The organism is Streptomyces sp. NPDC045968 (assembly GCF_056430475.1).
On record NZ_JBWKLF010000009.1, the window covers coordinates 1 to 11,366 of the forward strand.

The 11,366-nt window shown below is 70.1% G+C and carries 12 protein-coding genes and 1 rRNA gene; 10 read left to right on the forward strand and 3 right to left on the reverse strand.

Annotated elements, in window-relative coordinates; all coding sequences use genetic code 11:
• The 9 genes from rrf to AC07FA_RS24820 all read left to right on the forward strand — a co-directional run.
• Positions 1-73, forward strand: a 5S ribosomal RNA gene (rrf, locus tag AC07FA_RS24780); the annotation flags it as partial.
• 72 nt (positions 74-145) lie between these two features.
• Positions 146-790 carry an HAD family hydrolase gene (locus AC07FA_RS24785; protein ID WP_479078292.1) on the forward strand — a complete coding sequence of 215 codons (645 nt, stop codon included), beginning with the start codon at positions 146-148 and terminating at the stop codon, positions 788-790.
• A 42-nt stretch (positions 791-832) separates the two neighbouring features.
• On the forward strand, positions 833-2,038 hold the full coding sequence (locus AC07FA_RS24790) for an MFS transporter (protein ID WP_479078294.1): 1,206 nt from the start codon (positions 833-835) through the stop codon (positions 2,036-2,038).
• Complete coding sequence (locus AC07FA_RS24795; protein ID WP_479078296.1) at positions 2,007-3,179, forward strand: acetoin utilization protein AcuC; 1,173 nt, start codon at positions 2,007-2,009, stop codon at positions 3,177-3,179. Before AC07FA_RS24790 ends, AC07FA_RS24795 begins: the two co-directional genes overlap by 32 nt.
• Positions 3,180-3,291: 112 nt before the next feature.
• Positions 3,292-4,107 carry a phosphatase gene (locus AC07FA_RS24800; protein WP_479078298.1) on the forward strand — a complete coding sequence of 272 codons (816 nt, stop codon included), beginning with the start codon at positions 3,292-3,294 and terminating at the stop codon, positions 4,105-4,107.
• Positions 4,108-4,235: 128 nt separating this feature from the next.
• The gene (locus AC07FA_RS24805; protein ID WP_362843200.1) at positions 4,236-4,448 is read left to right on the forward strand and encodes a helix-turn-helix domain-containing protein; all 213 of its coding nucleotides are present in this window, start codon (positions 4,236-4,238) and stop codon (positions 4,446-4,448) included.
• Between the two features lie 110 nt (positions 4,449-4,558).
• Positions 4,559-4,657: a 30S ribosomal protein bS22 gene (locus tag AC07FA_RS24810; RefSeq protein ID WP_003948845.1), complete on the forward strand. Its 99-nt coding sequence runs from the start codon at positions 4,559-4,561 to the stop codon at positions 4,655-4,657.
• Positions 4,658-4,849: 192 nt separating this feature from the next.
• On the forward strand, positions 4,850-5,908 hold the full coding sequence (locus AC07FA_RS24815; protein ID WP_479078299.1) for an NAD-dependent epimerase/dehydratase family protein: 1,059 nt from the start codon (positions 4,850-4,852) through the stop codon (positions 5,906-5,908).
• A 15-nt stretch (positions 5,909-5,923) separates the two neighbouring features.
• On the forward strand, positions 5,924-6,991 hold the full coding sequence (locus AC07FA_RS24820) for a lysophospholipid acyltransferase family protein (RefSeq protein WP_479078301.1): 1,068 nt from the start codon (positions 5,924-5,926) through the stop codon (positions 6,989-6,991).
• A gap of 255 nt (positions 6,992-7,246) precedes the next feature.
• Here the strand turns inward: AC07FA_RS24820 and AC07FA_RS24825 are convergent, their stop codons facing one another.
• The 3 genes from AC07FA_RS24825 to AC07FA_RS24835 all read right to left on the reverse strand — a co-directional run bounded on the left by AC07FA_RS24825 (position 7,247) and on the right by AC07FA_RS24835 (position 10,832).
• Positions 7,247-8,446: a DUF5667 domain-containing protein gene (locus AC07FA_RS24825; protein ID WP_479078303.1), complete on the reverse strand. Its 1,200-nt coding sequence runs from the start codon at positions 8,444-8,446 to the stop codon at positions 7,247-7,249.
• A gap of 209 nt (positions 8,447-8,655) precedes the next feature.
• The gene (locus tag AC07FA_RS24830) at positions 8,656-9,432 is read right to left on the reverse strand and encodes an ECF subfamily RNA polymerase sigma factor, BldN family (RefSeq protein WP_479078304.1); all 777 of its coding nucleotides are present in this window, start codon (positions 9,430-9,432) and stop codon (positions 8,656-8,658) included.
• Positions 9,433-9,899: 467 nt separating this feature from the next.
• Positions 9,900-10,832 carry an HAD family hydrolase gene (locus tag AC07FA_RS24835; protein WP_479078306.1) on the reverse strand — a complete coding sequence of 311 codons (933 nt, stop codon included), beginning with the start codon at positions 10,830-10,832 and terminating at the stop codon, positions 9,900-9,902.
• A gap of 158 nt (positions 10,833-10,990) precedes the next feature.
• Between AC07FA_RS24835 and AC07FA_RS24840 the strand changes: the two genes are divergently transcribed.
• The gene (locus AC07FA_RS24840; protein ID WP_479078308.1) at positions 10,991-11,266 is read left to right on the forward strand and encodes a glutaredoxin family protein; all 276 of its coding nucleotides are present in this window, start codon (positions 10,991-10,993) and stop codon (positions 11,264-11,266) included.
• Positions 11,267-11,366: the final 100 nt, after the last annotated feature.

Below are 11,366 nucleotides of genomic sequence, written 5' to 3' on the forward strand. Positions count from 1 at the left end.
CCCGGAAGCTAAGCCTTTCAGCGCCGATGGTACTGCAGGGGGGACCCTGTGGGAGAGTAGGACGCCGCCGAACAATTATTCCGGGAAAGCCCCGTGCCCTTGTGGCACGGGGCTTTTCTGCGTTCTGAGCGTCTAGGCTCGAACCATGCGCTACGAACTGGTCATCTTCGACAATGACGGTGTGCTCGTCGACAGTGAGCCGATCGCCAACACCATCCTCGCCGGCTACCTCACCGAGCTCGGTCACCCCACCTCGTACGAGGAATCCCTCCATGACTACATGGGGTCCGCCGTGCACCGGGTGCACGACCTCGTCGAGGAGCGGACGGGACAGAAGCTCCCCGCGGACTTCGACGACACGCTCCACGCACGCGTCTTCGCCGCCTTCGAGCGCGAGCTCGTGGCGGTGGACGGGGTCCAGGAACTGCTGGGGAAGCTGGTCGCCGACGGAGTGGCGTACTGCGTCGCGTCGTCCGCGACCCACGAGCGGATCAGGGTCGGGCACCGGAAGACCGGCCTCGACCAGTGGTTCGAGGAGGAGTGGATCTTCAGCTCGGAGGATGTGGGCCAGGGCAAGCCGTCACCCGACCTGTTCCTCCACGCCGCCGAGCGGATGGGCGTCGCACCCGAGCGGTGTGTCGTCATCGAGGACAGCCCCCTCGGCGTCGAGGCCGCCCGCGCCGCCGGGATGGACGTGTACGGGTTCACGTCGATGATGCCGGCGGACCGGCTCGTCGGGGTGACGGGGTACTTCTCCGACATCTCCCAACTCCCGGAACTGCTCGCCTGATCCATCTACCCACCGGTAGACGGTGGCCCTACGCTCGCGGCCATGACAGAGACGCGGCTGCGGCACGGCAGGGCCTCCTTGGTGCTGAGCTTCTTCGTACAGGGAGTCGCCTTCGCGCTGCTCGTGACGCGCATCCCCGCGATTCAGGACCGGTACGGGATATCCGACGGGCTGCTGCCCGTCTTCCTGGCCGCTGTGCCGATCCTCGCGGGGGTCGGCAGCGTGGTCACCGAGAAGGTGGTCGCGCGGGTGCGGCCCGGGGGCGTACTGCGGTGGACGCAGCCGGTGGTGCTGCTTTCGTTGCTCGCGGTCGGTGCGGGGAGCGAGTTGTGGCAGGTCGCTGTCGCGCTCGGTGCCTTCGGGCTTGCCGTGGGGGCGCTGGACGCGTCCATGAACATGATGGGCGTCAGCCTTCAGCGGGTGTACGGGCGCAGCATCATGCTCGGGTTCCATGCCGCGTACAGCCTCGGTGGCATCGCCGGGGCGACGATGGCGTGGGCCGGGGCCCACTGGGATCTGTCCTTGCCGGCGTCCTACCTGCCCGCCGTCGTCGTGCTGCTGCCCGCCGCCCTGGTGGGGAGTCGCTGGTACACCGACGGGAGGAGCGAGGCCGCTCTGCCCGCTGCCGGCGGGGCGGGCAAGGGGGCTGCCGTTCCGTTCAAGCTGCTGTTGCCGCTGTGTCTGGTGATGAGCTTCGCGTACATCGGGGACTCGACCGTCTCCAACTGGAGCGCGAAGTATCTCCAGGACGTGCTGGGCAGTTCGGAGCAGATGTCGACGCTGCCGTACAACGTCTACATGGTGACGACGCTGCTGGGGCGGGCCGTTGGGGACGTCGGGGTGCGGCGGCTCGGGGCGGTGAGCGTGGTGCGGTGCGGGAGTGTGCTGGCGGCCGTCGGTTTCGGGGTGGTGGCCGTGGCGCCCGGGGCCTGGGTGGGGCTGCTGGGGTTCACGCTGCTGGGGCTGGGGCTGTGCGTCGTCGTGCCGCAGACGTTCGCGGCGGCGGGGCGGATGTTCCCTGGGGCCAGCGATGTGGCCGTCGCGCGGCTGAACGTCTTCAACTACGTGGGGTTCCTCGTGGGGTCGCCGCTGGTGGGGGCGCTCGGGGACGCGTGGAGCTATCGCGGGGCGATGCTCGTGCCCATGGTGCTGGTGCTGGCGACGCTTGTGTACGCCCGGTCGTTCGGCTCGGAGCCTGCCCGATACGGTGGCGGGCATGAGCGGCCGCGCACAGTTGATGTGGGATGACGCAGTAACGGGATACGACTTCGGGGACAGCCATCCCATGGACCCGGTCAGGCTTGCCCTGACGATGGGGCTGGTGCGGGCGTTCGGGCTCGACGGCGCGGTGGACGTGCGCGGTGCCAAGGCGGCGGGGCACTCCACGCTGAGACTCGTGCACCGCGAGGACTACGTGTCGGCCGTACGGGCCGCGTCTCTTGACCCGAAGGCCGCCGACCAGGCGTACGGGCTGGGGACCGCCGACGATCCGGCCTTCGCCGGGATGCACGAGGTGTCCGCCCTCATCGCCGGCCTCTCGGTGGGGGCGGCCGAAGCGGTGTGGCGCGGTGAGACCGCCCATGCCGTGAACTTCACGGGCGGGCTGCATCACGCGATGCCGGGCAGCGCCGCGGGGTTCTGCATCTACAACGATCCGGCGCTCGCCATCGCGCGGCTGCTGGAGCTCGGTGCGGAGCGGGTCGCCTACGTCGATGTGGACGTCCATCACGGGGACGGGGTGCAGGCCGCGTTCTGGGAGGACCCGAGGGTGCTGACCGTGTCCCTGCACGAGCATCCGCGGACGTTGTTCCCGCAGACCGGGTGGCCGGAGGAGACCGGGGCCGGTGCCGGTGAGGGCGGTGCGGTGAATGTGGCGCTGCCTGCCGGTACGGGGGACGCGGGGTGGCTGCGGGCCTTCCACGCGGTGGTGCCCGAGCTGCTGGCTGATTTCCGGCCGCAGGTGCTGGTGACCCAGCACGGGGCGGACACGCATTTCGAGGACCCCCTGGCCCATCTGGCGGTGTCGTTGGACGCGCAGCGGGCCGTCATGGAGGCGTGCCACGATCTCGCGCACGAGTACGCCGAGGACGGGCGGTGGGTGGCGCTGGGCGGTGGCGGGTACGCGGTCGTCGATGTGGTCCCGCGGTCCTGGACCCATCTGGTGGGCATCGCCGCGCATGCGCCGGTGGACCCGGAGTCGATGGTGCCGGCGTCCTGGCGGGACGAGGTCTATGCCCGGACCCGGCAGTTGGGGCCGGCCCGGATGACGGACGGTCGTACGCCGTCCTGGCAGCCGTGGGAGGCCGGTTACGATCCGGCGGACCGGCTCGACCAGGCGGTCCTGGCGACCCGGCGGTCCGTCTTTCCGCTGCGGGGGCTCCTCGCCTGACGGGGTGACTGTTTCCGGCCGGACGTGGCTTTGGCGCGGAACGGTTGCGCCAAGTGTGGGGCCTCTTCGGGCTTTTGGAGCCGGGGCCGGTCCGGTGCGGGAGCATCGGAGGGTGTTGAGCATCGGAGCGCTGCGCGCTCATCTGCTGGCGGCCCGGCTGGCCGGGCCCGTGGCCACCACGCGGGAGAACAGTCTGCAGAGTTATCGGCTCTTCGCGGCTCGGGACCCCAGGGTGACCCTCGGTCTCGACGCGGAGTGGGCCTGGGGCGAGCGGGATCTGCTGCGGCTCATGGCCGACAAGTGCGGGGTCTCGCCCGACCCCGCGTGCGTCTCCGGTCCTGATGTGATCGACCCGGAGCTGACCCTGGCGGGCCTTGGGGCGTTCGCCGATCGACTGGCGGGGGCCGCGGGCCGGCGGGCTCCGGTGCTGTTCGGGACGGGTCATCCGCACCGGCTGCTCGGGTTCTACGCCGAGTTGGCAGACGCTTTGTCGGCGGCCGGATGTCCTGTACTCACCCCTGCGCAGGGGAGATGTGTCGACATAACGACCCGGTTCGGCGTACGTACGTACAGCATCGACTACGTACGAGGTGTCGCGCTGGTGCGCGAACCCGGCGTGCGGGCTCCCGGTGGTGTCACCGGCGCACATACCCACTCGCCACTGCCGGTCCGGGCCGCGCTGGAAGACGCGGCGGACCGTCACGGGCTGCTGCCCGAGCTGGTGGTCGGGGACCATGGATGGGTCTGCGGTGCAGGTCAGCTGGGCATTGAGGCGATCGGGCTGGCGGATACGGACGACCCCGCCCTGTTCGTCGGAGAGGCCGAGGGGCGGGTGTCCGTCGCCGTTCCGCTCGATGACGGCGTGCAGGCCGATTACTACCGCCCGCTGACGCGCTATGTACTCAATCGGGCGTGTCTGTCACAGTAGGCGCCCGATGGTCTCTCCTCTTCCCCACTCGCATCACCCGCCCCTAATCTGGGGAGTGAGCGCACATCGACGAAGAGTCACCGGAGGGGAAGCCGGTGCGCGTCGCGTGCGGAAGGTACAGGTGGGTCATGGCTGCTGGCAGCGAGGTACCTCTCAACGAGGTCAAATTTCTGACCGTGGCGGAAGTCGCCTCGGTCATGCGGGTGTCGAAGATGACCGTGTACCGCTTGGTGCACAGCGGTCATCTGCCGGCGATCCGGGTCGGAAGGTCCTTCCGGGTCCCGGAACAAGCGGTTCACGCGTATCTCCGCGAGTCCTTCGTGGGGGTGGAGTCGGCCTGACGTTGCCCTCGGATTACGCCCCTCACGCAGTGGCGGGTAGGCTAGGCCGACGTAGGTCGTGTGGGCCCAGACGCCCCGCACCAGTGAAGAAGAAGTGAGCGAGGGTAGTCGTGGGCTCTGTTATTAAGAAGCGGCGCAAGCGGATGGCCAAGAAGAAGCACCGCAAGCTGCTCAAGCGCACGCGCGTTCAGCGTCGCAACAAGAAGTAAGCGAACGCAGTTCGTGAAACCGCAGCCCTCCCGCCTTTCCGGCGGGGGGGCTGCGGCGCTATTCGGGCCAAGGGTTCGACCGGGCCCGCCATGGGGTCGTCACACGGCAACATCCACCCGCTACGGTGACGGTCAGGGGAGTGCCCCGATCCGCAGGGCACCCGCTTCACGTACCGACGGAAGGCGCTGATCTTGGGGAAGGTCGTGCTCGTCACAGGAGTGGCCCGGCAGCTGGGGGGCCGCTTCGTGCGGCGCATCCAGCGCGATCCCGAGGTCGACCGGGTGATCGCCGTCGACGCGATCTCGCCCGGGCATCAGCTCGGGGACGCCGAGTTCGTCATGGCGGACATCCGGCAGCCGGCGATCGCCAGAGTCCTCGCCGCGCACTCCGTCGACACGGTCGTCCATCTGGACGTGTCGGGAAAGGCGCTCGGCGCGGGCGGCCGGACGGCCGTCAAGGAGAACAACGTCATCGGCACCATGCAGCTGCTCGGTGCCTGCCAGAAATCACCGACCGTGCAACGGCTCGTGATCAAGTCCAGTACGAGCGTGTACGGCTCCGCGCCCCGCGACCCGGCGGTCTTCACCGAGACGACCCCGCCCAAGTCCCTGCCGAGCGGGGGTTTCGCCAAGGACGCCGTCGAGGTCGAGGGGTACGTACGGGGCTTCGCGCGCCGCAGGCCCGATGTCGCCGTCTGCGTCCTGCGGTTCGCGAACATCCTGGGGCCCGACCCGGACTCGCCGCTGGCCGACTATCTGGCGCTGCCCGTCCTGCCGACGGTCTTCGGGTACGACCCGAGGCTCCAGTTCGTGCACGAGGACGACGTCATCGACGTGCTCCGCATCGCCTCGCACGAACCGCGGCGCGGGACGCTGAACAGCGGCACGTTCAACATCGCGGGCGACGGGGTGCTGCTCCTGTCGCAGTGCTCGCGGCGGCTCGGGCGGCCGACGGTGCCGCTGCTGCTGCCGGCCGTCACCTGGGTGGGCTCGGCGCTCCGCACGATCGGTATGACGGACTTCTCGCCGGAGCAGATCCGGCTGCTGACGCACGGGCGGGTGGTCTCCACCGTGCAGATGCGCGAGACGCTGGGATTCCGCCCGCGGTTCAGCACCGCGGAGACCTTCGCGGAGTACGCGCGCAGCCGGGGCCCAGGGCTGTTGCCGCCCGAGACGGTGGGCAGGGCCGTCGACCGGCTCGCGGAGTCACGCCTCGCGGGCGGGGCACATTCAACTCACGGCGTCAGGTAGAGGAGCGCATCCACGATGGCGGACGCCAAGGTCATTCCGTTCGACGACGACCGTACGCGGTCGGGGGGCGCACAGCGTCCGGCGCGGCGCAGGACGGGGCCGGGCAGCAGCCGGCTTCCGGGCTCCGCGGCGGCCGGTGCGGCCCCCGTGAGCGCCCTTCCGGGCGGGGAGGTGCCGGTGAGCGCCGAGGAGGCCGAACAGGGAGCTGTGCCGCCGCAGGAGGCCGGGGAGGCGGCGGGGCGCGGCGGGTGGGACCGGCGGATCGCCGGGGGGCTGGCGTTCCTGCGTCGACGGGTCACCGGTGACTACGAGGTCGACGAGTTCGGTTACGACAAGGAGCTGACCGACCAGGTCCTCATGTCGATGCTCCGGCCGCTCGCGGACAAGTACTTCCGCGTGGAGGTCAAGGGCGTGGAGAACATCCCGTCCGACGGCGGGGCGCTCATCGTGGCCAACCACTCGGGGACGCTGCCTCTCGACGGGCTGATGCTTCAGGTCGCCGTGCACGACCACCACCCGGCCAACAGGCATCTGCGGCTACTCGCCGCGGACCTGGTCTTCATGCTGCCCGTCGTCAACGAGCTGGCCCGTAAGGCCGGGCACACCCTGGCGTGCGCCGAGGACGCTCAGCGGCTGCTGGAGAGCGGCGAGGTCGTGGGGGTGATGCCGGAGGGTTTCAAGGGCATCGGGAAGCCGTTCGGCGAGCGGTACAAGTTGCAGCGCTTCGGGCGGGGCGGCTTCGTGTCGACCGCGCTGCGGGCCGGGGTGCCGATCGTGCCGTGCTCGATCGTGGGCGCGGAGGAGATCTATCCGATGATCGGCAACTCCAAGACCCTGGCCCGGGTGCTGGGGATTCCGTATTTCCCGATCACGCCGACGTTCCCGTGGCTGGGGCCGCTGGGAGCGGTGCCGTTGCCGACGAAGTGGACGATTCAGTTCGGGGAGCCGATCCCTACGGACGGTTATCCGCCGGAGGCGGCGGAGGACCCGATGCTGATGTTCAACCTGACGGATCAGGTGCGGGAGCAGATTCAGCACACCTTGTACAAACTGCTGGTGCAGCGGCGGTCGGTGTTCTTCTGACCGGTCGGCGGCCGGGCCGGATCGTGCCGGACCGGATCGTGGCGGACCGGGCTGTGGGGGGGGGGGGGGGGGGGGGGGGGGGGGAAGGGAGGGGGGTGGGGGGGGGGGGGAGGAGAAGGGGGGGGGGGGGGGTGGGGGGGGGGGGGGGGGGGGGGGGGGGGGGGGGGGGGGGGGGGGGGGTGGGGGGGTGGGGGGGGGGGGGGGGGGGGGGGGGGGGGGGGTGGCCCCCCCCCCCCCCCCCCCCCCCCGCGGTGCTCAGGGCTTCAGGTCCTCGCCGTCGATGCCCAGGCCCGGGAGCAGGCCGGGGAGCAGCGGCGGGAGGGTGACGTCCGGGGGCGGGGGCATGGTGACCTTGCCGTCCGGGGGTGACGGGGTGGCGTCGTCCGTCGGGAGGCCGTCGAGCAGGCCGTCCGTACCGCCGCCGAGCAGACCGTCGGACGGGCTGCTGCCGGAGCCGGACGGTTCGGGCTGGGTGCTCCGGTCCGTAAGGCCCCCCTCCGGGGCGGTGGGCGAGGCGGGTGCGGGTGCGCCGCCACCGGACGGTTCGGTGGCGTCCTGCGGGGTGCGGGTCCGGCGAGGCTCCTCGCTCCGCTCCGGGGCGCTGGGGAGCAGCGACTGGAGGGGGGCGACTTCCTCGTCCATGGCCTCGAAGACCGAGCTGACCTTGTCGCTGATGTCGGTCAGCTGGACGGGCAGCCGGTCCCGGAGGTTGCTCCAGCTCTCGCGGTGGGAGCGGGAGAAGGAGTCCAGGGTCTGGATCGGGCCGATGGAGCCGTCCCGTTGGTAGGCCGCGTGCAGAAGGCGGTGGCCCTCCGTGGCGTCGTGGGTCATGCGGCCGAGCGTGCGCCTGACCTCGCCGAGTGATTCGTGGTCCATCTCGCCCGAGCGGCCCCGCTCCATGAGGCGTCGTGCCTCGCTGAGCCGGGTGGACGCCTGGTCGAGGTATGCCTCGCCGCGGTCGGCGTCGCCGTTGGCCATACCGAGGTTGATGTCTTCCATGCCGCGCTTCAGCCCGTACAGGGAATCGCCCGGCAGGGCGTCCGAACTGGCGGCGGCCACTCCGCCGAAGGCTCCTGCGGCCACACCTACGGTGAGTCCGCCGGCGGTGAGTCCTTTCGCCCAGCGTGAGCGGGGGCGCAGTTTACGGAGAGGGGAGGCCCGGTGGGCTCCCTTGCCCCGTTGCTCGGGCACCGTAGGGCCCGTGGACGCGCCGCCCTCGGCGAACATGGCCTCCATGGCGGCGACGAGCTGCGCTCGTTGCACCATTTTGACCTCGGGGTCCAATTCCGGCTTCGGTAGCTCACCGAGGCCGTTCGCCAAGGCCAACAGCGGTCCGTGGTCGGCCTGTTCGGCCGGTTCCTCGGGCTGTACGGCCGCCGCACCCTGGAGCGACTGCTCCTCCATGGCCTGGGCGAAGGCGTTCGCCCGCCGGTGTGCCGAAACGTTTGCGATCACTGGCGGCACCTCCTCTCGTCATGACGGTCGACTCCCCTGAGCGTCCGGAAGGTTGCACACCTTGAGCGTTTCCACTCGATTGAGTGAGTGGAAGTGGCCAAGGTGTGACGACAGGGGGCCTGCAACCGGCACAACGAGCGGCGCGGCAGTTGGGTTACGCACGAAAGATGATCGGACCAGTGCGTCATGAGCCGATCACCGTGGGTGGTCTAGCGGGCATCGTCCGGCAGGAGCCGGGCGAGGGTACGGACGGCGCGGTACTGCAGAGTCTTGATCGCGCCCTCGTTCTTGCCCATCACGCGGGCCGTCTCGGCGACCGAGAGGCCTTGCAGGAAACGAAGGGTGACGCACTCCTGCTGTTGTGGATTGAGTCGGCGCACGGCCTGGAGCAGCGCGGCGTTGGAGAGGGACTCCAGGACGGAGTCCTCGGGGCTTCGCTCGACCTCGTTGGCGTCGAGCATTTCGCCGGTGGTCACTTCCAGTCGGAAACGACTGGATTTGAAGTGGTCGGCGACCAGGTTGCGGGCGATTGTGACCAGCCAGGCGCCGAAATCGCGGCCCTGCCAGGTGAAGGTGGAGATGCGGCGGAGCGCGCGCAGAAAGGTCTCGCTGGTGAGGTCCTCCGCCGTCGCCTTCCCTCCTACGCGGTAGTAGATGTACCGGTACACGGTGTCGCTGTACTGGTCGTACAGGCGGCCGAAGGCGTCCGCCTCACCGGCTTGTGCGCGCTCGACAAGATCCATCATGCGAGCGCTGTCGCTGTCGGCCGTCGGCCGACGAACGGTTGACGTGGTCGTGGCGCCGCGGTTGCTGCGTCTTCCGACCGCCGCACCCCGTTCGGCCAGGGCATAGCAGGGGCCGACGGGTGCAGGGGCGGCAAAAGCGGGGACGGCGTACGCGGTGGGGACGAAGCCGCGCAAGCGGTCGAGGACCGTTGCGCGCAGCGTAGCCAGGCCCGAGGCGTCAACCCCGACATGTGGGTACACGGGACTCCCAGAGGCAGAGCTTCCATCACGTGCAGTTCGAAAACCGTCACTCGTCGTAGCGGGTGAGGGGCTCCGTCATGCGTCTGAGGAGAATAACGCTTCGTACAGGCGGCGCTACACCCAGTTGCTCAAATCACCGGTTACGTCGCTTCCGTGACCTCTAAGTGACTGTTCAAGTAGCACATCGTGATCGGTTATTGATCAAAATGCTTCGAGATCTGCCTGTAGGCGCGACGGGTTGTGGTCGGAGGATGGCAATCCGACTGGCCGGAGCGATGGGTGGGGAGACGCGGGGCGGGCGTACCGATTGGCCGCACGGGCCCGGGCGTGGCCCGTGCGAGGCCGATTCCGCCGGTGGGGAGGGCGCCGTCGGAACGGCGTGGGAGGCCCGGTTCCGTACGGCGGAGGGGCGGGGAGAAGCGGGGAGGCGCGGGGGAGGGGCGCGCGCCGGGGGTGCGCCAGGTGGGTCAGCGGCGGCGGCGGTGCAGGGCGACCGCCGCGACGGTGCCGCCGGCCAGGGCGCCCACGCCGGCCGCTGCCGGAATGCCGACCTTCGCCGCCTTGCGGCCGGTGCGGTAGTCGCGCAGGCGCCAGTCCAGGGCGCGGGCGTGCTTGCGCAGCTTGGTGTCCGGGTTGATCGCGTAGGGGTGACCGACCAGGGAGAGCATCGGGATGTCGTTGTGCGAGTCGCTGTAGGCGGCGCAGCGCTCCAGGTCCAGGCCCTCGGCGGCCGCCAGCGCGCGTACCGCCTCGGCCTTCGCGGGGCCGTGCAGCGGCTCGCCGACCAGGCGGCCCGTATAGACGCCGTCGACCGATTCGGCGACCGTGCCCAGCGCTCCGGTCAGTCCGAGGCGGCGGGCGATGATCGTCGCGGTCTCCACCGGGGCGGCGGTGACGAGCCAGACCCTCTGTCCGGCGTCCAGGTGGGCCTGGGCGAGGGCGCGGGTGCCGGGCCAGATGCGGTCGGCCATGTACTCGTCGTAGATCTCCTCGCCGATGGACATCAGCTCGGAGACGCGATGGCCCTTGACGATGGAGAGGGCGCTGTCGCGGGCGTCCTGCATATGTTCCGGATCTTCGACGCCGGCCAGCCTGAACCACGCCTGCTGCCAGGCGAAGCGGGTCAGCTCGCGGCGCTCGAAGAACTTCCGCTTGTAGAGGCCGCGGCCGAAGTGGAAGATCGCGGCGCCCTGCATCACGGTGTTGTCGAGGTCGAAGAAGGCGGCGGCGCGGTCGTCCCCGGCCACCGGGAACGCGTCTTCCTCCGCCTCCGCGGGGAGGAGGGACTCCTCGGCGGGGAGTGATGACTTCCGTGCTGCCTCGGCTGCTGCCTCGCCAGCCAGGACGCTCCGTGCTGTCGCGGAGCGCCTACGGGGTGTGAGCCATCCAAGAGCGGCCATGCCGTGAGCATAGCCAGTCCGTCCGTCACCGCCCGACCTGCTGGGATGCGAAGGCGTGAACTCTCCGGGGCCGAATTGTTAAAGGGGTGATTCCGGGCGGGCGGGTGGAGGGGGCCCGGAGCCCGTGGGGAGGGTGCGGACGGGCGCAGAATGTAGGCATGAGTGCACTGCTGCGTCGTACGAAGAAGAAGCCCGCGGACCGCGTGGTGACCCTGGTGGGAAAGCCGGGGTGCCATCTCTGTGACGACGCGAGGCTCGTGGTGCGGGCGGTCTGCGAGGAGACCGGCGCGTCGTGGGTGGAGAGGGACATCACGCAGGACGAGGCGCTGTACAAGGAGTACTGGGAGCAGATTCCCGTCGTGCTCGTCGATGACGAGCAGCACACGTTCTGGCGGGTGGACCCGGGCAGGTTGCGCAAGGCGCTGGGTGCCTGACTGAAACCCGGTTAACATCATGGGCGTTTTGAGTGGTCTCGGGGGCGTAGACATGAGGAGTGTGTACCGCCTTGCCCCCTTCGCGCCCGCAACGGGCTGA